Source organism: Saccharibacillus sacchari (assembly GCF_037722395.1).
Classification (GTDB): Bacteria; Bacillota; Bacilli; order Paenibacillales; family Paenibacillaceae; genus Saccharibacillus; species Saccharibacillus sacchari_A.
This window is the reverse complement of record NZ_JBBKAR010000004.1, coordinates 43,250-65,200: the sequence shown is the minus strand read 5'-3', so window position 1 is coordinate 65,200 and position 21,951 is coordinate 43,250. Positions and strand designations below refer to the sequence as shown.

General features: G+C 52.7%; 20 protein-coding genes. 1 reads left to right on the top strand and 19 read right to left on the bottom strand.

Annotated features, from left to right (window positions below):
- Nucleotides 1-35 precede the first annotated feature (35 nt).
- The 3 genes from WKI47_RS02460 to WKI47_RS02450 all read right to left on the bottom strand — a co-directional run bounded on the left by WKI47_RS02460 (nucleotide 36) and on the right by WKI47_RS02450 (nucleotide 2,285).
- Nucleotides 36-509: a GNAT family N-acetyltransferase gene (locus WKI47_RS02460; RefSeq protein WP_340225599.1), complete on the bottom strand. Its 474-nt coding sequence runs from the start codon at nucleotides 507-509 to the stop codon at nucleotides 36-38.
- Nucleotides 510-548: 39 nt separating this feature from the next.
- A complete protein-coding gene (locus WKI47_RS02455; RefSeq protein WP_340225598.1) occupies nucleotides 549-1,112 on the bottom strand; it encodes an SMI1/KNR4 family protein in 564 nt (187 codons plus the stop codon).
- Nucleotides 1,113-1,289: 177 nt separating this feature from the next.
- Entirely contained in the window at nucleotides 1,290-2,285 is a 996-nt protein-coding gene (locus tag WKI47_RS02450; protein ID WP_340225597.1) for an alpha/beta hydrolase, read from the bottom strand.
- Between the two features lie 130 nt (nucleotides 2,286-2,415).
- Here WKI47_RS02450 and WKI47_RS02445 point away from each other — a divergent pair, with 130 nt between their 5' ends.
- Nucleotides 2,416-2,928: a TetR/AcrR family transcriptional regulator gene (locus WKI47_RS02445; protein ID WP_340225596.1), complete on the top strand. Its 513-nt coding sequence runs from the start codon at nucleotides 2,416-2,418 to the stop codon at nucleotides 2,926-2,928.
- Between the two features lie 57 nt (nucleotides 2,929-2,985).
- Here the strand turns inward: WKI47_RS02445 and WKI47_RS02440 are convergent, their stop codons facing one another.
- From WKI47_RS02440 to WKI47_RS02360, 16 genes are all read right to left on the bottom strand, one after another.
- Nucleotides 2,986-5,259, bottom strand: a complete 2,274-nt coding sequence (locus WKI47_RS02440; RefSeq protein ID WP_340225595.1) for a glycoside hydrolase family 88/105 protein — start codon at nucleotides 5,257-5,259, stop codon at nucleotides 2,986-2,988.
- Nucleotides 5,260-5,306: 47 nt separating this feature from the next.
- A complete protein-coding gene (locus WKI47_RS02435) occupies nucleotides 5,307-8,741 on the bottom strand; it encodes a glycosyl hydrolase (RefSeq protein ID WP_340225594.1) in 3,435 nt (1,144 codons plus the stop codon).
- Between the two features lie 36 nt (nucleotides 8,742-8,777).
- A complete protein-coding gene (locus WKI47_RS02430) occupies nucleotides 8,778-10,307 on the bottom strand; it encodes an extracellular solute-binding protein (protein ID WP_425355425.1) in 1,530 nt (509 codons plus the stop codon).
- 24 nt (nucleotides 10,308-10,331) lie between these two features.
- Nucleotides 10,332-11,219 carry a carbohydrate ABC transporter permease gene (locus tag WKI47_RS02425; RefSeq protein WP_340225592.1) on the bottom strand — a complete coding sequence of 296 codons (888 nt, stop codon included), beginning with the start codon at nucleotides 11,217-11,219 and terminating at the stop codon, nucleotides 10,332-10,334.
- On the bottom strand, nucleotides 11,216-11,551 hold the full coding sequence (locus WKI47_RS02420; RefSeq protein ID WP_340225591.1) for a hypothetical protein: 336 nt from the start codon (nucleotides 11,549-11,551) through the stop codon (nucleotides 11,216-11,218). The genes WKI47_RS02425 and WKI47_RS02420 overlap by 4 nt, the downstream gene beginning before the upstream one ends.
- Complete coding sequence (locus WKI47_RS02415) at nucleotides 11,517-12,491, bottom strand: ABC transporter permease (RefSeq protein WP_425355424.1); 975 nt, start codon at nucleotides 12,489-12,491, stop codon at nucleotides 11,517-11,519. Before WKI47_RS02415 ends, WKI47_RS02420 begins: the two co-directional genes overlap by 35 nt.
- Before the next feature lie 157 nt (nucleotides 12,492-12,648).
- Nucleotides 12,649-15,024, bottom strand: a complete 2,376-nt coding sequence (locus WKI47_RS02410) for an AraC family transcriptional regulator (RefSeq protein WP_340225590.1) — start codon at nucleotides 15,022-15,024, stop codon at nucleotides 12,649-12,651.
- 237 nt (nucleotides 15,025-15,261) lie between these two features.
- Nucleotides 15,262-15,672, bottom strand: coding sequence for a hypothetical protein (locus WKI47_RS02405; RefSeq protein ID WP_340225589.1), 411 nt, complete (start codon nucleotides 15,670-15,672; stop codon nucleotides 15,262-15,264).
- 26 nt (nucleotides 15,673-15,698) lie between these two features.
- Complete coding sequence (locus WKI47_RS02400; protein ID WP_340225588.1) at nucleotides 15,699-16,232, bottom strand: WGR domain-containing protein; 534 nt, start codon at nucleotides 16,230-16,232, stop codon at nucleotides 15,699-15,701.
- Nucleotides 16,233-16,326: 94 nt separating this feature from the next.
- A complete protein-coding gene (locus tag WKI47_RS02395) occupies nucleotides 16,327-16,965 on the bottom strand; it encodes a hypothetical protein (protein WP_340225587.1) in 639 nt (212 codons plus the stop codon).
- A gap of 74 nt (nucleotides 16,966-17,039) precedes the next feature.
- Nucleotides 17,040-17,870 (bottom strand): GNAT family N-acetyltransferase, encoded by an 831-nt coding sequence (locus WKI47_RS02390; RefSeq protein WP_340225586.1) that lies wholly within the window; start codon nucleotides 17,868-17,870, stop codon nucleotides 17,040-17,042.
- On the bottom strand, nucleotides 17,871-18,434 hold the full coding sequence (locus WKI47_RS02385) for a 3'-5' exonuclease (RefSeq protein WP_340225585.1): 564 nt from the start codon (nucleotides 18,432-18,434) through the stop codon (nucleotides 17,871-17,873). It lies immediately after the preceding gene.
- An 11-nt stretch (nucleotides 18,435-18,445) separates the two neighbouring features.
- Nucleotides 18,446-18,685 (bottom strand): DUF3977 family protein, encoded by a 240-nt coding sequence (locus WKI47_RS02380; protein WP_340225584.1) that lies wholly within the window; start codon nucleotides 18,683-18,685, stop codon nucleotides 18,446-18,448.
- A gap of 16 nt (nucleotides 18,686-18,701) precedes the next feature.
- Complete coding sequence (locus WKI47_RS26175; RefSeq protein ID WP_425355423.1) at nucleotides 18,702-19,802, bottom strand: HAD-IIIA family hydrolase; 1,101 nt, start codon at nucleotides 19,800-19,802, stop codon at nucleotides 18,702-18,704.
- A gap of 19 nt (nucleotides 19,803-19,821) precedes the next feature.
- Nucleotides 19,822-20,787: a hypothetical protein gene (locus WKI47_RS02365; protein WP_340225583.1), complete on the bottom strand. Its 966-nt coding sequence runs from the start codon at nucleotides 20,785-20,787 to the stop codon at nucleotides 19,822-19,824.
- A 233-nt stretch (nucleotides 20,788-21,020) separates the two neighbouring features.
- The gene (locus WKI47_RS02360) at nucleotides 21,021-21,908 is read right to left on the bottom strand and encodes a methyltransferase domain-containing protein (protein WP_340225582.1); all 888 of its coding nucleotides are present in this window, start codon (nucleotides 21,906-21,908) and stop codon (nucleotides 21,021-21,023) included.
- Nucleotides 21,909-21,951: the final 43 nt, after the last annotated feature.

The following is a 21,951-nucleotide window of genomic DNA, read 5'->3' as shown; positions in this document are numbered from 1 at the left end:
ATGCTGCCTACCTCGCTTTCCCGCTACCGTCTTTCTCAGCGTAATATTTCCTTTTCGTAAAAGACCAACGTCATCCGTTCATTGATCGCCTTCTCTCCACCGAAACGCCGATAACCAAGCGATTCGTAGAGACGGCAATTCCCTTTCTCCTGCAAAACGGTGTCCAGTTCCCAGCGCCGCACATCCGGGTAACGGGCTTCAATTAAAGCAAAAGTCATTCTGGCGATGCCGCGTCCCTGGTGCTTCGGCACGACGAATACGGGACTGACGCGGTTAAACTGTTCTTTGCGCACGATGCGAATCGCGCCTACCCTCTCATCGTCGCAGCGAATGATATAGTAATCCGTTGCAGACTGTTCGATTCGCTCACGGATGTGTCCGACGGATTGCAAAGCGGGACTGGTATCTGTATCCCGGTACTTTTCCAGCAACGGGGCAAAAGAACAAACCTGCATCGCATGAATCGTCTCCGCATCCTCAATCCCGGCCAAGCTCAACGTGATCTCCATAGGCGTCTCTCCTTTTCCTTGTTCATCCCCGTCATCCGACTAACCCAGTTCTCCCCAGAAGTCGATCGGCTTGATTTTTGCAACATTCATTTCTTCATAACGTTTATGCCGGAATTCGATTTCGAAATAATCCGCCAAATTCTCTCCATAAGGAATCACATCCGTTTGATGCACCGAAAAAACCGGATTGCCCGCTTGATGCGGCGTTGCCGGCAAGTACCGATGGCCCCGGATAGGGATAAGCTTGGGCACCAGTTGCAGGTGTTGCTCGGCTGCGGCTCTGGCTTGCGCGCGTTCCGGCGGCTTGGTTCCCCAGCGATCCGGCCAAAAGCCACTATGCTCGATATCAAACAAGACGCCCTCCAGCGGTTGGTTCAACCTTTCGCGAATCCGCTTGATATTGCGCGAAGAAAGATTGCGCCAGTCGGGAAACGATTCGCCGTATGGGAGCGCTTGTTGCAGCAATTCTCTCAGATCCGGCGGAAAAGAGATCGAATACTCCTGTTCGGCCCGCTGTATTTCTTCCTGCGTCAGACCGGGGTCCAACGTGATATTCAATATTCGCAGACGTTCGATCAGAACCGGTATGTTCAGCGTATTCACCTTCTTTTTTAAAATAACGGGATCGGATGATCGACTTATGCTTAGGGATCTGCTTTTTATTTTACACGTCTATGCGGAATATGAAAAAGAATCAGCCAAGCAAAACAGGGAATCGAGCCGCAGTCACGCAAGCGCAATTCCCTGTCCGGTTTCAAATATTTACCCTGGATGTTTTTCTCAAACGTCCATCGCATCCACGATCTGCACAAACGCCTTTTCCGCTTCGGGAATCGGGTACAAGGGGAACACGTGAATCATTTTCGGATACACGTAAAAATCATGTGGTATCCCCGCTTCGGTCAGTGTGTTGTCCCAGAGGACCGCGTCGGGATAAGCGCCTTCGTACGTGCCGTAAAACATCGTGATTTTCGCCAGATCGGAGAAATCGCCGTAGAGCGGAGAAACCGACGGACTTTTCAGCGATACTTTTCCGGCCCATAGCGAAGCTGCGTGACGTCCGCCGGGCACGTCGAGCATCGGGTCGTTTTTCATAAAACGTTGAATATCCGGGTTATCGAAAGACAGATCCAACGAAGGCGAAAACACGATGACCCGGCCCGGCTGCGGAAGCTCCCATTCGCGCAGACGCTGAACCAGCAGCAGCGAAATATTGCCGCCTGCCGAATCGCCCATAATCGTCAATTGCGACGGATCATCCAGCGTATCAAGGATCGACGGATAAAGTTCGCGCAGCAGCGCAAACGTGTCTTCGAACGTATGCGTCGGCGCTTTGGGATAGATCGGCGCAATGATTTTGGCTCCGGTCGCCTGCGCCAGCTTGTCGATAAACGTCCAATGAAAACCGATCGGCTGATACACCCAAGCTCCTCCGTGCATATACAGAACGGCTTTTTGCGCGGAATCCTGACGATCGTTGAACGTGTACACCGGGTATCCCTGCACCGAATCAGACGTCACCGCACTGCGGTACGGTTTGTCCGGCAACCGGTAATCTTCCGACGCGACGACGTTTCGCAGACTCGCCTGCATCGAATCCGGGGAAGAAAATTTTTGCCGGGTGCCGCTGAGTCGGATCAGGGACGCCAAAAGTTTGCTGCGCAGCGACTGCTGCTCCGCTTTGTTGACATACAGAGCCGCCGCACCGACCGCAACTCCCGCTACAACCGCCGTTTTGATCCATTTGTTGTTTGTTTTCATCGTATCTTTTTTCATCGTTCTCGCAACCTTTCCGTGCATGTTAGCTTGTTGAATCTGTTAAAGATGTTACAATCGTATCACCTCTTGTATGCCTTTTGTAGACATGAAGCGCCGAGGTGAGACAAACGGAAAGGAAGTGTCACAGATGGGGAACGAAGAATTAAAGCAGTTGTCCAAAGCGTCGATCCAGGAAGCTTTTTTGCTGCTGCTCGAAGAACGGGCTTGGGAACGCATTTCGATCACGGACATCATCGGCAAAGCGGGCGTATCGCGCATGACCTATTACCGCCATTTCGCCTCCAAAGAAGATATTCTGATCCAACTGTTCGACGCTTTTTTGCAGACGGTATCGGATCATACGCCGCAATCGCTGACGCAGGCCAACAAACGCATTTTTTTGACCGAGCTGTTCACCGTGATCCGGCAGTACAAGACCTATATCCGGTTGCTGATCCTTAACGATCCGTATATCGGCATGATCCACCGGGCCAACCGGTTTTACCTCGACCGCGCGTCCGATGATCCCGCTGTACAGCTGAAGTTGCTGGGCTTTATCGGGTTGATTATGAATATCGGCTTTTACTGGGTGCGGCGGGGGTGCGAAGAATCGGTGGAAGAACTGGTGGAAGTGTGTATCGCGACCGCGAATTATCCGTAATACAAGCCGATCAAAAAGCGGCCGACCGATACGCTTCGGTCGACCGCTTATCCAAGATCAGGTGCGCGATGCTCCGACGTTCGGTTGAGCAGCGGCGCGATTTTCGACCGGGAAATCCGACCGTTCGTTAAGCTCCCGGTTCAACCGCAGCAGCTCCGTTCCCGCGAGCAACACGATCCCGATCCCGTGCGTATCGTTCAGGTTCCAGCCCAGATCATCCCGGTAATACAGCGCGGTGAACGAATAACCGGAACCGCGGCAAACGCCGTAAATATTGCCTTTCCAGTCGATCGAGATGCGCGTCATGCCTGCCCAAGCCGCTCGAACCGAGTACAGATACTTTTCCGGTTCTTCAAGCCAACCCGATCGAATACCGCGCGCGAACGCGTAAACGAACATGGACGTACAGGACGTTTCTTCATACGAATCAGGGCGATCCAACACTTGGTGCCATAATCCGTTGTCGCCTTGCAGCGCCAGAACTCCTCGGCACAGCTCCCGGTAAAAAGCCAGCAGTTCCGCTCGGCGTTCGTGCTCTTCAGGCAGAATGGTCAACAGCTCGGTCAGCGAAAAAAGCACCCAACCATTGCCGCGGCCCCACGGAATGCCGGTCGCGCGGCCGCGAACGAAATCGTACACATGCGACATAATCCCTTGTTCCGGCAAAAACAGATAATCCCGGAAACGAAGAAACTGGTTAATCGCATCGTCCCGATACGCAGGATCGCCCGTCAAGCGGCCGTAACGCATCAGGAACGGCGTGCTCATATACAGATCGTCGCACCACATGGTCTCTTGCCGCGTCTCGCCGCTGCCTCTCACCCGGTAAAAAGCGCCGTCCGGCAGCCGTTCCTGATCTTCCGTCATGTATTTGGCGATCCGATCGGCTACGGCGCGTCCGCCCGGGATATCGCCGGACTCCATCGCTTCGAGCATCGTGGCGCCGAACGAACCGCAATCGTCCAGGCTGTCGATCGCCGACAACTGATTGTTGACGCCTGCCGCCCCGTACGTGCGACGATCCCAGAGCGCATAGATATCCAATGAACTGCTGAGTCGGATATGATCCAGCGTATAGCGGACGTAAGCCGGGCGATCCAATTCCCGTCCGACGCGAAGCAGTCCCAGCAGCGTAACGCCGAGCGGATAGTTCCATTTGCCGTAATGCGTATTTTCCAAAAACGGACGAATGACGGCTCCCGGCAGGTCCGCTTGCCAGTACGTACCGGAATCGCCGTCGTCGAACACACGGGTCATGGTGGTAAGTTGACTGTGATCGAGCTGGCGGTCGTTCCGAAGTATGCCTGCGTACAGCCAATTCCCGTCATATCCGGCAATTTGATGCGGCACGTTCAACTGCCTGCTTCCGTTCTGCGAATCATGCAAGCGGAAGCCCCATTTCGTGAGAGCAGATGCACCATCCGTCCGGCTGCACGCGATCAGATCGACCTCGCCTTTGATGTCCGTAAGTTCAACCCGGAACGTCCCGCTGCCCGGCGAAGCGTACACTTGAGTGCCGTTCGCGCACAAAGTCAACGCTCCGTCATGCTGTCCTTCCAACACGATCGGTTCGGCTCCCGGGCGCAATCGCGCCAAGCGCGACCAAGCGTAGGCAACGCCTACTTGTTGGCCGCCGAATATGCGCGCGAAGTTTCCGGCTTGCGATTCTTTCTCGCTCCACTGGCTGCGCGGGAACCAGGCAAGTCCGGTATCCGCTTCGCGCATACCGCTGTGCGGCAACGCAGGCTGTACGGCTTCGTCGAACGGCTCGGAATACAACCAGCCTTCTTCTCCTTCGCGATCCGATCCCGGCGCCAATATATGTAGCGGGAAGTTTTTGAACGATCCTGTTCCGTATACGCCGCCGAAGCCGACTTCCGTTTTGACAAAACGCAACACGATATCGTTCCATCCCCGCCGTACGGGCAAAGCAATCGCGGTTCGCCGCTCGGGGAATAGTTCTTGAAGCAGTTCGGACTTGAACGCTTCTTCTCCGTTGGCGTAGATCGTGACGGGACTTTGACAATTCAAGCTGGTATTCAACGCCGTATCCTGCTCGCTCCACAGCTTGCCCCATACAAGCACATACTGGCCGGCTTTGGCTTCGGGCCAGCGGCGATCCAAATCCATCTCGTACCGATAATCGCCGGTACGTCTGAATCCGTCTTGCCGATGAATCCGAAACCGAACGCCGTGCTGCGGATGTTCTCCGATATACCGCTGGGCAATCGTGTTGAGCACCGCAGGGATCGAGCCGTCCGCCCGATCGGCGATCGCGTCGTTTTTATGAAAATAAGTGATGATCGTCAGCTCCTTTCGCTGTTGCCGCATACGCTATCGGATTCCGTCTGAATTGGCGTACAGATCGGAATGTTCGCTCAACGTGCAGGCGCAATATCACGAAGCATATGCCCATCTGCGTCAAAATAAGTTCCTTCCAGTTGGCCAATTAACGTGTTGGTGATCCGAACCTCCAATTCGTTCATTCCCGGTCGCAGATCGCTCAACTTCCCTGACCAGCGATACGGCGACCAACAGCGTACTCCAAGACTTTTTCCGTTAACGAGCACTTCGGCCACATCTTGGTTTTTCCAACCCTTCAACTCCAGATCGAATCGACCCTCGGCATGATCCGTATTCCATTCGATCCCTTCGCTATTTTTTGCCGGATCGAACATTCGACTGTACCGCATCTCGCCTGCATAATACGGATAATCAGGCAGCGGTTCAGGGGAAATTCGTTCTGCCCGATTCGATTCGGAACAGAGTTTTGGCGGAACCGCAGCTTGCAGCTTTACGCCGAACTCGCCACGAATATACAGCGGATCGACCAGCCCGTCTTCGTCCCGTTCAACCTGGACATGGACAATCAGTTCATTTTGCCCCTTTTGCACATAAGGCTTCAGATCACAAGCGATATTGCCATGGTCATTTACTTCAAGCGAATAAAAATCTTCTTTGCTCAGCGTATGTCCGTTCAGCTTGATCGCCCATCTGCCCGAGATCGCTTCGCTATCCATGAACAATGTCATGCTCGATCGAGCAATCTGCGGTTCCGCTTCGAATACTGCACGGTACTCGGCTTCGATCGGATAACGAACGGAAGCACGTTTCGGCGTACCGAACTCCTGACCGAAAGTAAGTTGTATGCGGCTGCGATCAGCGCGATCCGCTACCTGGTCGATAAACGGCTTGACCGCAGCTCCCTTTTCATTCAGGAAAACGCCTTCGGCATCCCGAGCTTGCAGATCGAACGCTCCGATGCGCAGCACGTTCGGTTGGACAGCTTCGATTCGCCAAGCGCCTTCCACCGAAGGACGAATCTTCGCCGTGAAGGATTTTGTCGATAGCTGTGGGGTGCGATCGGCTTCTACTTCTATAGTCGCTGACTTCGTTGCCGTGTGGCTACCACTGATCGACAGACGAACCGCTTTGGCTTCGTAAGGCGCAAGGGGCAGCTTCAGCGACCAAGACGGTTGGGTTTCTTTTTGCGCAGCTTGTATGACCGCAACAATTACCGTTTCCCCCGTCTCCAAGTCCAACTGTTCAACCTGGAAACAAGGTTCCGCTTCAGGGGTAATTTCCGGCCACAGCAATCCGGGAACCACTACAAGCCGAGCCTCCTCCTGCCGATCTTCCTGATTGGAAAGAAACACGGCAAAGCGGGAAAAGGCATCCTCCTTATCTCCAGGTAGCCGCCGCAGCTGCATCAGTACGGACTCACATGCGTTTTCCGTTTCCCAGCGAACAGGTTCCGGAAGCACGACGTCCAGCAACTCGATCAGTTTTTGCGCAGCGGCCTTACCGCCTGCCGACCCGCTTGAAGCAATAAAGGCCGAATGTCCGGCTCCTTGCTTCGTAACGTGACAGTCTTTTTCGACCTGCCCAGACGCCTTCACCCTTTTCAACGCCGAGTCGAGCGCAGCTTTATTTTCCCCATAGGTGTTCCCGGTTTGCTCGCTTAAATCGAAAAACGCTGCCGCTTGTTCGGCTGTCGGACTTCCCGGTTGAATATTCTGCGAAGGCAGCCGTCCGACGCCGATGACCGTTCCGCCCGCGTTCGCGAACTGCTGCACCTTGTTCCATGCCGCCGCTTCCAGATTGAGCAGCGGCGGCAGCACCAACACTTCGTAACGGGCTTTGCCGATCGCGATCACGCCATTCGATACGTCGGCTTCGGCCAACAATTCGGGATCGAGATGATCGTAGTCGCGGCGGGATTTGAGCAGTTGCGAACTGATCGCTTTCCAATCGGCGATCAATCGCTCTAGTTTCGCACGCTCGCCCTCATCCTCCCCGCCGTAAGCAAAACCGTGCAGCGGATTGCCCATCAAGCTCCAAAACGTCGTCGTCGGATCAAGCAGCGCCACGGGAATATACGCTTCTCCTTCGCTCATAAGATAGCTGATCCGTCCCACATAATCGCCGAGCTGCCGGAAATGCGCCCAATATGGATTCTGCAAAAACTGCGAAGGCGGCGCATCGTGCTTGGTCAGCCCCCCGATCGTATAGAAAAAAGCATGGAAATTATAAAAGTTGGTGCCCATCGCGGCCATGCGGTCGATCATCCATTTGGCGTCCTGAAGCGTCATCGACCAACCGACGCTATGGAAGCACTCGGACAGATTGCGCGGGCGATCCAATTGGCGCGCCAGCGAGCTAACCATTTTCGGATTGTCGCGCATTCTGCCGCCGTAGCGATCCAGTATCCAATCCAGCGAACGTCCGGTTTTCTCATGCGCCGAATCGCCGCCGGGCATATGGCTGAACCGCTGCGCCGTCATGCGGATGCCCGGCACTTCCGACGCGTACTGAATCCCCGCCGCTTCGCACCAATCGCCTACCTGCTTGTGGTACGACTCGCCGAGCAGCAGATGCAGGCTTTGGAAAAAGTCGTAACGGATACGCGCCGCATCCGGGTAGCGATGATCCAATAGAGCAGGAAGCGCTTCTTTTAAATCGTACCCGCAGCGCTGTTCGAAAAACTCGGGCAGGCGCGGCGACCACGGCAGATGGCCGAGCGGCGCGATTTCGTCCGTAAAAATGCCTTTGACCGTTTGCCCGAATGCTTCGCCGATCTCCGATCGGTACCGTTCATGCGTCAATTCGATAAACCGGCTCATCGCTTCGCGGTGGCACGGATCGACGAACCCGCCGTAATATTTGAAATCGCCGATTTCTTCTTCCTGGAACACCGTGATCGCCCACTCCGACTCGCCTCCGGCAGGCGCGGTCCAATCCAGCCGAAAAGCTGTCCGATACGTGAAAAAGCGTTTGCGGTTATAGCTGGTCAGTCCCGTTTCCTGATACACTTGCTCATTCTGCACATTGCCGATATACGATCTTAGATCGACCGCTTTTTCCCATAACACGTGGCCTTCTTCGTCTGTCGGCACCGCCTTCGCATACAGAATCCGTCCCCAGGGCAGCTCAAGCTTGGCTTGTTCGCCGGACTTCACTTGGATACCGTGATGCCCGAGCGGGCGCTGATTGGCTTCCGGGTAATCCAGCAGCACCTCGCCTCCGGCCATGCCGCTCGGATACGGATATTCGTCGTACAACCAGACCTGCAACCCGCGAGCTTCCGCTTCCGCTTCAGCTACAGCCAGACGAACCCGATTGAACCAGATGCTGGATAAGTACGAAATCTTCAAACCCTGGCGCGGGCATATAAAAAACCCTCCGACGCCTTTCTCATACATCTCTTGAATCTGGCGTACGATCTGCGCAGGCTCCATCTCCCCGTTCCAGAACCAAAAGGGATGAATCCGATAGTCCGCTCCAGGTTCCCGAAAAACCGTTTCATTCCACACCGCTGCGTCCCTCCTTGAATCTTGCGTTTTGTTCGCTCACTTTTTTAACGCGGCGTACAGCTCATTCATCTCCTGCACATATTCATCTCCCCCGCTTGTTTTCCACAATTGGATCGCTTGTTGGAATCCGGCTTCGTCCATTTGTCCGACAATGAACTTGGTGCGCGCGTCATTGATAATATTGTCGAGCTGCGGGCCTTTTTTGGCATACACGTCGGAGATCAGCGGCTCGCCGGGATTCGGGATCACGATATCGCGGTTGGCGATCTGCACTTCCGCTACTTTTTCGCGCACCGGCGTCGTTTCGACAGGCAGATAACGGTTTTCCGGCACAAACATCAGAATCTGGTTAAGCCCCGTAAAATCTCGCAGCAGCAGCTTGTCGGTCGTCGGTACGATATAATCGCCTTTTTTCTCATATTGTTGGCCTTCGAGGCCGTTGTAGAGCAGCGTTTGAAGTTCGGCTTCGTTCAATTGGTCCAGGAAACTCAGTACCTTTTTCAACTGGTCTTCCGTTTTCACGCTGCTTTTGGAAACGGCGATCAGACCGGAGTAGCCGGAGGTCGGCATATCGCGCAGTCCGTCGGGGCCTTCCATCGCTTGCAGCACATCGACGCGGTCCGTGGCATTCGGGTCTTTTTCCAAAATCTTCTGATCCATGCGCTGCGCGTTGTCGGCAACGTCGATCATCACGCCCGCTTGACCGTTGACGAACGGATCGGGCAGCTTGGTCGCGTCCATGACGGCAAAGTCTTTGTTGACCAATTCTTCTTCGTACAGCTTATGGAAAAAGCGCAGCGCCTCCATGTACGCTTCCGTCTCGTGCGCCGGAATCAGCTTTCCTTGATCGTCTTCGCCCCATTTATTCGGCGCGCCGAACCAAATCTGCATATTGTCCCACGGACCGTTGAATTTGCTGGCGACCAGCCCGTACGTATCATCTTTGCCGTTGCCGTCGGGATCGTCGAACGTGAACGCGCGCAGCACTTCATAGAACCCGTCCAACGTGGTCGGCGGTTTCAGTCCCAGATTTTCCAGCCAGTCTTTGCGGATGGTGACGCCGTTGCGGCCCAGTTCGCGCGCCCGGTAAATGCCGTACGTTTTGCCGTCGATCGAGGCATTGTTGCGCACGATCTCGTTCATGGCGTTCAGGTTCGGATAATCGGCGAGGTACGCATCCAGTTCCCAGAACGCTCCGGCTCTCGCCGCGTTGATAAAGCTCGGCGATTTGCCCAACACGACCATCAGATCCGGCAATTTGCCCGAAGCGAGCGTGATATTGAATTTGTCGTCATACGAGCTACTTGGGACCCATTGCAGATCCACGTCGGTGTTCGTCAATTCTTCCAGCTTTAAAATAACAGGGCTGTTTTCCGGCGGATTTTCCGCTTCGAAATTCGGCAGCATGATCGACAGTTTGGTCGGAGACGCTCCCGCCGCATTGGCCGTATCTCCGCCTGCTTCCGTAGCTGAATTCGAGTTCGAACACCCTGCCAGCATCGCGACCGTCAGCAGCGAAACGCCCGCCACCTGTCCCGCTTTTTTCCAATGTTTACGTTGTCCCATAACCATTTGTTCTCCTCCTCGGCTTTAGCCTTTGATCGAGCCCAACATGACACCTTTCGCAAAATGCTTTTGCAAAAACGGATACACCAGCAAAATCGGAATCGTACCCACTACAATAACGGCCATCTTGATCGACTGCTCCGGCGGCTGCACGAAATTCGGGTCCATGTTCGCCATATCGCCGACCGTCCCTTGCGACAGCAGCACGATCTGACGCAACATGATCTGAAGCGGCCACTTGTCACTGTCGTTGATGTACAGCAGCGCCGAGAAAAAGTTATTCCAATGTCCCACCGCGTAAAACAGGGCAAACGTCGCGATCACCGGTTTCGAGAGCGGAAGCACGATACGCCATAGCACCCCGAGATCCGTACATCCGTCGATCCGCGCCGCTTCCTCCAACCCCGCCGGCATCTGCTGGAAAAAGTTTTTGACGACGATCAGGTTAAACGCGCTGATCGCCCCCGGCAGCATAAGCGCCCAATACGAGTCGATCAACCCCAGACTCCGCACCACCAGATAAGTCGGAATCATGCCCCCGCTGAACAGCATCGAGAAAATGACGATATTCATCAACGTACTCCGTCCCCAAAAATCGCTGCGCGACAACGGATAAGCCATCGTCATCGTAAAAAACAAATTAATCAACGTCCCCGCCACTGTCACGAAGATCGAAACCCCGATACTTCGAAAAATAGTCGATGACGAAAAAATATATTCATACGCACTAAACGAAAACTCCTTCGGAATCAGGAAAAAACTCCTGCCCGTAATCTCCGCTTCCGTCGCAAACGAATTGCCGACGATATACAAAAACGGCAACACCGTTACAATCCCCAATATCCCCAACAACACGACGTTGAATACATCAAACACCCGCCCCCCGGGCGTGTTGAACAGCTTGCTGTTCACGATCTTTCCCTCCTTTTTCTTTTAGCTTGTTTCTTGTAGCTTGTAGATTTTTCTTCTTTCTTTTCTTCCTTCTCTTCCCCTTTAAAACAAGAGCGAATTTGCGTACTGTTGAAGATTCTTTTCCGGGTAAGCGCCAAGCGGAGGGAGAAATTCAGTGCAGGAGCGTCAGCGTTCGCCTTTGTATTTGGGAAGCTTCCTTTATAAAATCCAATCCAGCTTCCCAAATGCAACACGCGACCGAAACGAATTTCTCCCGCAGCGCCTAAGCTTCCCCCACGAACAGGATCTCCAAAGCAGTCAGTAAATTCCCGAGTGTCCGAACCTTTTCGCAATATGATTACTCCCCAAAACAAGAAAGATCCCCACCAGCGATTTGAACAACCCAACCGCCGTACTGTAACTAAACGCCCCTTGCGTGATCCCGACCGTATACACATACGTATCGAACACGTCCGCCACATCCCGGTTCAGCGAATTCGTCATCAGGTAAATCTGCTCAAACCCGGTATCGAGAAAATTTCCCAACCGCAAAATCAGCAAAATCACGATCGTCGCGCGAATCGCCGGCAGCGTCACATGCCATATCCGGCGCATCCGACCCGCCCCGTCGACGACGGCGGCTTCGTACTGCTCCGTATCGACACCCGCCAGCGCGGCCAGGAAAATGATCGTGCCCCAGCCCATCTCTTTCCACATCATCTGCCCGATAATCAGCGGCCGGAACGTGTCGGGGTTCGACAGCACATCAACCGGACGTCCCGTGATCCAGGCGATCATCTCGTACAAAACGCCGCCTTGCGGAGTCAGAAAGACATAGGTAATACTGGCGATAATGACCATCGAAACAAAGTGCGGCACATACACCAACGTTTGCACCGTCCGTTTGAACCAATGGAATCGAACCTCATTGAGCAGCAGAGCGATTAAGATCGGCGCAGGGAAAAAGAAAACCAGATCATAAATCGCCAGCACCAGCGTATTGCGCAGCAGCCGGAAAAAATCCGGATTGGAAAAGAACGTCGTAAAGTTATCGAACCCGACCCACTCCGAACCCCGTATCCCGAGAAACGGCTGATAATCCTGAAACGCAATCACGATCCCCCACATCGGCAGCAGCTTGAACACGGTGAAATACAGAAATCCCGGCGCGACCAATACGTACAGCCATTTGTTGCGTCGAAGTTCTTTTCGCAAACGGCTTTCTTTCTTTTTCCCGCTCATCACGCCGCCGTCTGCTTGAAGCGCGGCTGCGGAGCGATTCCTTCCGTTCATCGGTTTCTCCCCTCCCCTGATTTGTAAGCGTTATCATTTTGGCTTGTTTCCAACGTAACGGGGAGGGGATTTTCCGGCAATCTTCATTTTTTGCAGACCTTAATAAAGCCTTATCCAGCAAGGGTTTGACGTTTTTTCGCGCAAAAATGTGCAAGGGTTAGCGTTCGTCCGAACAGCGTTCTCGATACTGGCTCGGCGTTATTTCTTCTCTTTTTTTAAAAATACGGTTGAAGTAGCTGGGCTGATACCCGACTTCGACCGCGATATCGTTGATCTTCATCGTCGTTTCGCGCAGCAGTCTTTTCGCTTCGTCCATCCGAATCCGGGTCAGATAGTCGATAAAGTTTACTCCGGCTTCCTGCTTGAACGCTTTGCTTAGCGCATACGGCGTCACCTGTTGGGATTCGGCACAACTTTCGAGCGAAATGTCCATGCTGTAATGCTGCTGAATCTCTGCCATGACCGATTCCACGATCCGCCGCATCGGCTCCTGTTCCCGCGTTTGGATCTCTTCCGCGTAAGGACGGATTACCTGCTCCATCATCCACCTTTTCATTTCTTCCGGCTCACGAATTGAAGATAATTTCTCGTAGCGGTTACTTTCTCCGAATAAGCGATATGGCGCTGCCCCGCTCTGAAGCATCGTATGTTGGATACTGCCAAGCAGTTGGAGCATGATCTGCTGAAGCTGAAATTCGGTGCCGCCTGTGCGCATGGCTTCGGCAACAAAACGTTCCAGTCCGTTTTCCGCTTCTACAGAACGGCCCCGCCGAATCGCCTGGATCAATTCATTTTCCAAACCGAGCGGATAAACGGCTTCCTGAGTCCGGTAGAAACAACGCTGATCCTCCAAATCCAGCAGTTGACTGCCCGGTTCGATGCTGCGGTAAGCGGCAAGACGTTCCATTTCCGCAAAAATGCCCGGCAGCTCCTTCAACGCCGTAACCGATCGACCGACTACCAGCGTCACGTTCATTTTCAACACGCGCCCGATTGCTTCCAGCAACTTTTCGCCCCATAGGAGAGCTTCTCTTTTCAAATCAGCGGCTTGAGGAGCGACAATCAGCAAGGCAGCGGACAGATCGTGGAAATTGGCAACGCCGATCTGTTCGAATTCCGAGTGTTCGCGCGCCATTTCTTCGATCATATTCACTGCCGCAAATGTCATAAGTCCCGTGTCTTGGCTGCCAAACCGACCTTCAATACGTGCATATCCGGTAAACGCCATTTCCAGCAGCAAAAATTGGCGTTCTTCCGTATGAAAGCCCAATCCCTGTATTTTGCTTCTTAATCCGGCTTCGTCATACGCATACAGATGTCCGCGAATCAGTTGCAGTACGAAGCTTTCACGCAGCTGCGGCAGCTGTTCTTCCAGTTGGCGGTGAGCGGAAAGCCTCTGCGAAGTCAGCTCTTGCCACTCCCTTTCCAGCAGCTCGAATTCATCCAGACGCGCCGAGTTCTGCAAAGGGTTGGACGTGTAGTGATTTTCGCTGCGCGAAGGAACCAACAAGCCTAGCATGCGTGCAACAGGCGAATAAATCCGGTACGAAGCATACCAGGATAAGGCCAACCCGAGCAGCAGTCCAGCGCCGCTAAGTAACACAATAAACGTCGATACCTGCTTGAGCGGAGCCGTGACCGAGGACATCGGTGCAGCGGAAACGTACGTCCAGTCCGAATCCACACGACTCATAAGGCTGTAGGATACGGAATAGGTTTCCTTGCCATAGCGAAGCAGAAAAGAATCCTTTTCCTCTGCGCGATCGGCTACCGCTTGTTTGAGGTATTGTTCAAAAGCAATCTCCTCGGAATCGTTTTCCAAAGAACCGGACGCAAGCGTGCGCCCTTCCCTATTCATCAGAAACGTGGTTCCTTCATCATAAGGAGTAAGCGTTTTCAATAAAGAAGAGACTTTGCCTTGATCCAGAGTGATCATCAACGTCCCGAACGGATCGGTGCTGTCTCCGGGAATTTTGTGCACCAGCACCGGAGCGCTTGACCCGTCACGGTCCGTCCAATACACATGGCCGCTTGTATTCAAATCCTTTTGATATTCGCTAATCTGCTGCTGATCTTGAAGTTCGGTGTACTCGCGATTGAATACGATCGGCTTGGGTTGATCCAGATAAAGCTGCGCGGAGCGGATCAATGAGTGCGAGCCCTCCAGAACGTACAGCGTGGTGACGATCTCGCCGGTTCCTTTGAAGTCGTACACGAAGTCTTTCGTCCGCAACGTCTCCCCGAATCTCGGCTCGAACGCCCAATGCGACAAACTCATTTCCAGGTAAGTCAGTTGATCATCCACGTTGCGCGCCCGCGTCTCGATCTGGCTTTGGTGCATGCGATTGAATTCCTGCTCCATCCGCGTCACGACGAGTTGGTGCATCACGATCCCCGTCACCAGACCCGGAATACTGACGATCAACAGGATCAAAATCAGACTCCGCCGATAATAACGTCCTGTTCGCGGTCTCGATATGCCCGACATACGCAATCGGCTGCGCGGCTTTTGCTGTTGCTTAATCTGCTCCATTTGCGCTCACCCGTACTGTGGGATATGTATTTCCTGCCATCTTATTTTCCCCTTTCTCCGTTAAAAGGAAGTTCTACACTCTCGCACCCTCATTATAAGCAGAATACTTGGTGAAAGGAATATTATTCCTCTTCGTTTCACAGCTAAACAAAGATTTCCTGGAAGATAAGATGAGGACATTCAAAACAAATAAAGCTCGGGAAAAGGTTCCCGGGCTTTAAAGATGCAGATCTTTTCTTACCCTTCGACTAATCGCAAAAAGCGAATATCGCCTGTAGATGTGGAAACAATGAGGATATCGTTTCGTTCTTTTGTTCGGTAAATAGGCGTTGCTTTTTCTAAAAGATTAGCGTCTCCGTTTTGGAAAGAAGCGCCGTCCTTGTTTTGTCGAAGTACGTCTGTGAGATGGTCGCCGCGGGTAAGTTCCAACTCATTTATCCAGGAAACGTCGGCTACGTATAGAGTATCTTCGTATTGGAAAAGGCTGGCGTCGGGCTCGGACTGTAGCCATTCGGCTGCGGTCGGGTTTTCGGTGCTGGAGGTTTGGACGGTGCTGACTTGAGGCTCTGACGTACAGGCGGATAGTAGAAATGTCGAGCAAACTGCGGCCAGGATTAGGGTACGACGAAGCGTAATGGGTCGAAACATATGGGGAACCTCCTTGAACCGATCTGTTAAATCAACTGAACGGCTTCGCCGCGGGTCGGATAGGCGGATATGTATTGGTCGTTTTCCAGATAAGCAATGATGCTGCCTTCAAGCAGATCGTGTTCTTCTAGTTCGGCCCGAATGGTTCGGAGGGCGAGTTCTTGGTCGAGCGTGAAGCTGAATATATTCATAGTGCCGCTTCCGTAATCGGAACCGTCGCAGTAGCCGTTGCCCGTCCAGCCGAGACATTCGTTCATCAGCGATTCGACCTCGTCCTGCTTGTCGAGATCGGCATCGATGTCGCTTCCGTCTACGGTGTATTGAATAACGATCGGCTTGAACAGATCTTCATCCAGCAGTTCGTAGCCGGATTGCGTTTGCTGTCGGGCAAGCTTTTCCATATGGGCTTCGACGTCTACGTTGCGTTTTTTCTTTTCCGTAAAATGCTCACCGCGTTCGCCGACCTGGCCGTAGTGTACGGTGAAAGTCTTCTCGTCTTCGTCGTACCAGACTTCCCAGTAGTGGAGCGTGTCGTTTTGTTTTTTGAGCATTTTGATCATGGGTGGCGCCTCCTAGTTCAGTAGGTTTATCGAGAAAGTTACAGTTGCGTTTAACGTTTTCGACAGGGTTGGGGATTTAATTAAGAACCTCGGATCATTCGTCCATTCCCGCTTCGCTTCCCGCTCGCGGATAACCGATTTCGACTACATCCTCTTCGATATCCTCCAAACCGACTTGAGAATTGAGTATAATCAACAGCTCCGGTGTCAGCGGTTCCAGATCGAAGATTCGTTCTACCGCCTGCGGATCAAGATCGATCTCGTAATAATCCGATGCCCATTCCGAATAATAGGCGGCTCCGCCTGTTAACAAGCGCAATAGTTGCACATCTTGTTCACCGTAGGACTTATCCGCCGACCACTCTTTTCCAACCAGACGCCATAGGCAAAAAGTAGTCTCGTCGCTGATAAAAGCAGGCTCTTGCAAAAAAGCTTTCACTTCATCGGGAACCTCGGCTACACCCAATACAGCCTCGCCTGATTTTACCCGTTCGCTGTCAAAACCCTTGATGTACAGCCCGTCCGGTGTAAATAACGCAAAATAATGACTGCCTTCTCCGTCGCGCATCGAGGCCATTTCCTGTTCTGCGTCCCAGGCGCCGTTATAGGAATAGTACCGGTACTCCCACTCGGGCGACAGTATGGCATCCAGCATAGCCGCCGCTTTGAACAGATTCCGGCACTGCTCAAGCTCGGGAAAAAGACCGATCGAATTCTGACTACTCTCGCTCATAAAAACACGCTCCTGTTCATTTTAGTGAATATGGATAGCAAGCGGCGGAAACGGAAAGAGTCCTGTTACCTTTTCTATGATGCGGTCCAGGCTGTACGCATATAGCCCAACTTCATGCCGATCTGCTCCATATTGCGGTGACTCTGCGATAAAAAGGCACATTGACTGACGGCAAGTTTATTGGCACGGGAAAAAGCTTCAGTTAGACGATGCTCCAACAGCCTGCGCTGCAAGCCTTGTCTGCGAAACTCCGGGAGCGTTGCGGCAAAGGTTAGCGAGGCAAGTCCATCTTTTTCAAACAGAACGGCGGTCGCCGCAGGCACTCCATCCAACTCCGCTACGAAAAAACTCCACCCTTCGCGACCATGCAGCACTTCATTGTTGCTTTTCACATGCGGAATCCCGTTATCGGGAAGTCCGGTTCCCCGGCAATGCAAGGTCGCGTACAATTCGAATTCGTCCGCTTCCAGCTTGCGAATTACGATCCGATCAACGTCTAAACGCTGCTCCGATGCTATCCTTAATCGCTGCTCAGGAGTTATCGCTAACGAACAATGGAATCCGGATTGATACAGTCCCAACTCCGACATTTTTCTTAGGAAATCCGGTCCTACCCGTGACGGAACGATTTCCAATTGGATCTTTGCTTCTTTTTCCCGATAAAAAACCAGGATCTCTTCTAACTGTTCGATATTGGCATCCGTAAGTCCTTTTACCGTATTAAAAGCGGGCCACGGCATCGTCTTGCTCGTAAAAGCAACGGCATTGCCAAAATTGCGAATCTCGATACCTTCCGGATTGCCGGGGCGCGATTGAATGGCAAGCATACGGTCGGTCATATAATCCACTTCCGAGCTTTCAATGGCAGATACCTGCGTCGTTGAAGGCAAAAGAAAATCATTCATCTACATCAAACCCTTCAGGTTCCATACTTCTCGATAATGAATAAAAATGGCCGCAATATTGCGAGCGTCGTCGATACCCCGATGATGCGTACCGTTCAACTCCAACCCCGCCATACCCAAAGCTTTGCTCATGCCGACCTGCTTTTTGCCGCCGAGAACCTGCTCCGCATGAAGCTGCTTGAGATTGATATGACGCCGGGACACCCAATTCGCATCCAGCCGCCAGCGTGCGCAATCCTTCTCGATTTGTTTGCGATCGTAAGCACCCCAGGATAATAACAGGAAAGGTTCTTGCCCGATCCACTCGCGAAAACTTTGAAAAGCTTCTGGAAAACGCGGCGCTCCATCCACCTCGGCCTGCGTGATCGTCGTCAATTCCGTACAAAACGGCGTCAGCTTCGGATTGGCGACCGGCTGCACGAACGTCGTGAACTCGTCTGTTCTCTCCAGCGTGGGAGAAACTTTGACCGATCCAATCTCGATAATTTCGTTGTCGAAGGTCCGATCGTTCTCTTTGCAGGTCGCTTCCAAGTCAAAAATGATGATCGTATGCTCAAGCTGCATGATTAGGACTCCTATTCTCCCGCAAAACCCAGGATTATTTTAAAAGCTTTGCGGCTTTTGGATGTGGTTTTGAATCCTTCCCTCGAATCGAGTATCCATACCTTTTTCCCGATCCAGATGCGGATATAGCAGGTTCTTAACGAAAAAGGTCTGACAATTCCTTTGCTTTCGGTCTCGGTGCCGTCTGCATGCTCGGTTTCCGTTCGAACGAACCAGCGGTTACCGATACCGATCTCAATATACTTTCTCAATAGTGAGTATCCTCCGTTATTGGGCCAATACCCGCTGCACGAAATCCGTTTTCGCGCGCGTGTACGCTTCCCGATCGTCTTTATGCTCATCGGCCAGCTTGGTTTTCAACTCGGCGTACTCGTCCACCAGATCCGGCCGTTCCCGTAAAATATCGCGAAAGCGCAACTGCCGATCCCATTTGCTTTCATTATGTAACATCAGATGAAGATGGCAGTGACGCTTGTCGCTTTTCACTTTGACGAAAAAGCGCCGGGAAGGCACTCCGTCCAGCTCCGGCGGTACATAATGCCAATCGTGGGCGGCCAGTGCTGCGATGATATCGCCCAATTCGTGATAGGACGGGATTCGGGCCATCAGGTCGAGAATCGGCTTCGCCGGAAGTCCGGGGATCGACGTGCTTCCCATATGTTCGATTTCGCTAACTTGATAATCGGACAAGAGCTTTTTCAATTGTGCCGCTTCTTCCGCCCCTTTTGCTATCCACAGCGGATCGGCGGGCTTGATTTCAATAGCTTCCGTTGCCCAGATCGGCCATTCGGGATTAGCATTGTTCATGCTACGTTTCTCCTGGTCTTTTTCCAATATCCAGCGAATCGCTTCGTTCACGTCTTCCGCTATGTAAAGAGGGTATGCTTGCTGCCACCGTTCCGAAAATTCGCCTTGCTCGTACCGATCAAGCTCGGCTTGCCCTGCTCCCGTGCGAACGAGAATACCGATGCAGCCCGCTTCTTTGGCAGCAACGATATCTGTCCAGCGATCCCCGACCACGGCGCAGCGTTGCAAATCCAACCCGTTTTCTTCCGCCGCGCGAGTCAGCATTCCGGTAGCCGGTTTGCGGCACGCGCATCCTTCTCCGTGCTCATGCGGACACACGTATACGCCGTCGAAGCCGAATCCGTTCAATTCTTGTTCGAATTGCTCCATGCGAGCTTGCCCGCGGGCGATGACCGGTTGGTTGGTAAACGAGTAGATCCGCTTGCCTGCCGCTTGAAGCGAAGCTATCGACGCCAATACGGAAGGGTAACATTCGAATTCTCCCGGCAAAATCATCTCGTCGCTACCGCCCAACGTTCCGTCGCGATCCAGAAAAACAGCTTGCAGTTTTTGATTACTCATATGTCTCACTTCTTTCGGTTTATTGAGCGATGATATAACGAAAAGCTTCGATGTAAGACGGATTTGAAGACTTCGCGCGCTCCAAATGATCGTAAAAACTATGCGCGAATTTGAAAACATGGCCGAAATCCCAGTTCGTTTTCCCGTAATCCGTTTCCCAAAATTCCGTTTCGGTCGGTAAAAATCCGCTGCGTGTCGCAGGTTGCAAAGGCAGCCGATCGACGGGAGAAACCAGTTTGACCGTCTCCACGGAATCGATCGAACGGCTGGCGCGCAGCGCTTTGGATAGTTTCAACACAGGAACGAGGCCCCGCTCGAAAAAGTCCGAGTAGCCGAGATCGTGCAAAATGTTCAGCGCATGCGAGAAAGTCAGCAAATGACCGATCAGGTCATGATGTGCTTCCGCGCGGTAAATGACCGGGAACGAGGCCAGCTCGTCCAGTACGAAAGCCGATAAATGTTCGGGTGTACGAATCGACGGGAACAGGTCTTGAGGCGTGATCGCGAAACGTTTCACTTCCGATGCGCTGAAGCCGATCCAGGAGCGTCCGGGTATCGTTTTTTCGAACGAGCCGATCAAATCGATAATACCCGCGATCTGTTGCTCCGTTCCCCAACCGCCCAACTCTCGAATCGCCGATACGCTTGCCGCGCTGTAAATCACGTTATGCCCTACCCAGTGTAGACCGTCGATCGTGCGTTCCAGCGCGTTCAAAATAGCCGCTTCGGCTTGGGAACTGTCGACGGCGGGTTCGGCTTCCTTTTCACCGAGACGATTAACGTCGTTTTTCGCAACGGAACGTACCATCTTCTCGGCCTGAAGCCGAATGCGCGGCCTTGCATTTGAATCCACTGCATCATTTTGGGCGAAAAACCAACTTCCGATCGCCGCCGCTCCGAAATGAGCTTGCCAGATGTCATTCGTTTCTTTTTTACAAGCCGAAATAATGGACAGGCCTTCGGTCAATAAGGAATGATTCATCATATTCTCCTCCGCGATACCTACGAATACCGGATCGTTTTGCCGATAAGATTGCTCAGGAGTCACTCGCTCACAAGCAGCATGGCCTGGAGCAGCCGTTTTTCCTGATCTTTTAGGGTTTTCATCCTTTTCAAGTCCGGCATTTTCACTATTATACCTATTTTTTCTTTTATGCACAAAAAAACCGGCACAAACGTTCGCTTGAACGTCTATACCGGAATGCTTCGGTAATCCGCTTATTCTCCCACGTACATATTCTGGTCTTGCAGCCGGATCAGAACTTTGCCGAATCGTCCGCCTTCGTGAATCTGAAGTTTATCGGTTGGATAGTTTTGCCGGATATGCTGCTCCACAATGCTTCGACTCCGCTCGTCCGCAGGCAAATTGTGATGGCGCAGCCACATCATCGTATACTCCAGCGCTTCTTCGGGGGTGAATTCGGTCGTCTTCAGCTCGCGGGTCACCAGAGTCTCGTACGCGTAGCCTTTCAGGCATAGCAAATGCAGCAAATAGCCCATCTCCGTGATACTCGGCTGGAACTTTTCTCCCGTGATCAGCGGCACGACTTCATCGACCAGACTATTTTCCGCGGAGCTGACCGGCATACTGATGTACGCAAATTGACGGGCACAGCTCAAAATACGTTCTACGCTGTCCCAATCGTGCACGACTGGACACATCGAGACGAAGACGAGATCGAACGCTTTCGTCCAGCCTTTTTCCTCGATATCGATCTTCTCAAATTCACCGGAGACGATATTCACTTTATTTTCTGTAAAACGCGCCGTGTTCTCTTTTAGCAATTCGATCTGCGGAGGTGAAGATTCAAATGCAGTGACTTTAGCTCCACGCTCGGCAAAAGGTACGGTAAATACGCCTGAAGCTGCACCTACGTCGAGCACCGATGATCCTGCGAAGTTCACGCCCCGGCTCGCCAGCCAGTTCACGATCCGTGCGCTGCGTCTGCGACCTTCTTCGTTAAAAGACTGCTCGTTGAACTTTTGCGCTTTGCTGTTGAATGCGGTTGCGGGATCGATGCCGGAACGCTTCATTCGAATCGCTGCGCCGTCTCCGTATTCTTTCCATTCTTGCTGCCAAATCGTAGGGTTGAAAAAAGGCTTCATGATTCGTTCACCGTGACCTTTCCGGGTTGTTGATTAAGTTTAT

Excerpts from the sequence above, each read along its gene's own strand:
- WKI47_RS02460 (WP_340225599.1), bottom strand. The coding sequence starts at position 509 with ATGGAGATCACGTTGAGCTTGGCCGGGATTGAGGATGCGGAGACGATT.
- WKI47_RS02450 (WP_340225597.1), bottom strand. The coding sequence starts at position 2,285 with ATGAAAAAAGATACGATGAAAACAAACAACAAATGGATCAAAACGGCG.
- WKI47_RS02445 (WP_340225596.1), top strand. The coding sequence starts at position 2,416 with ATGGGGAACGAAGAATTAAAGCAGTTGTCCAAAGCGTCGATCCAGGAA.
- WKI47_RS02440 (WP_340225595.1), bottom strand. The coding sequence starts at position 5,259 with ATGCGGCAACAGCGAAAGGAGCTGACGATCATCACTTATTTTCATAAA.
- WKI47_RS02430 (WP_425355425.1), bottom strand. The coding sequence starts at position 10,307 with ATGGGACAACGTAAACATTGGAAAAAAGCGGGACAGGTGGCGGGCGTT.
- WKI47_RS02415 (WP_425355424.1), bottom strand. The coding sequence starts at position 12,491 with ATGAACGGAAGGAATCGCTCCGCAGCCGCGCTTCAAGCAGACGGCGGC.
- WKI47_RS02410 (WP_340225590.1), bottom strand. The coding sequence starts at position 15,024 with ATGGAGCAGATTAAGCAACAGCAAAAGCCGCGCAGCCGATTGCGTATG.
- WKI47_RS02405 (WP_340225589.1), bottom strand. The coding sequence starts at position 15,672 with ATGTTTCGACCCATTACGCTTCGTCGTACCCTAATCCTGGCCGCAGTT.
- WKI47_RS02400 (WP_340225588.1), bottom strand. The coding sequence starts at position 16,232 with ATGATCAAAATGCTCAAAAAACAAAACGACACGCTCCACTACTGGGAA.
- WKI47_RS02395 (WP_340225587.1), bottom strand. The coding sequence starts at position 16,965 with ATGAGCGAGAGTAGTCAGAATTCGATCGGTCTTTTTCCCGAGCTTGAG.
- WKI47_RS02390 (WP_340225586.1), bottom strand. The coding sequence starts at position 17,870 with ATGAATGATTTTCTTTTGCCTTCAACGACGCAGGTATCTGCCATTGAA.
- WKI47_RS02385 (WP_340225585.1), bottom strand. The coding sequence starts at position 18,434 with ATGCAGCTTGAGCATACGATCATCATTTTTGACTTGGAAGCGACCTGC.
- WKI47_RS26175 (WP_425355423.1), bottom strand. The coding sequence starts at position 19,802 with ATGAGTAATCAAAAACTGCAAGCTGTTTTTCTGGATCGCGACGGAACG.
- WKI47_RS02365 (WP_340225583.1), bottom strand. The coding sequence starts at position 20,787 with ATGATGAATCATTCCTTATTGACCGAAGGCCTGTCCATTATTTCGGCT.
- WKI47_RS02360 (WP_340225582.1), bottom strand. The coding sequence starts at position 21,908 with ATGAAGCCTTTTTTCAACCCTACGATTTGGCAGCAAGAATGGAAAGAA.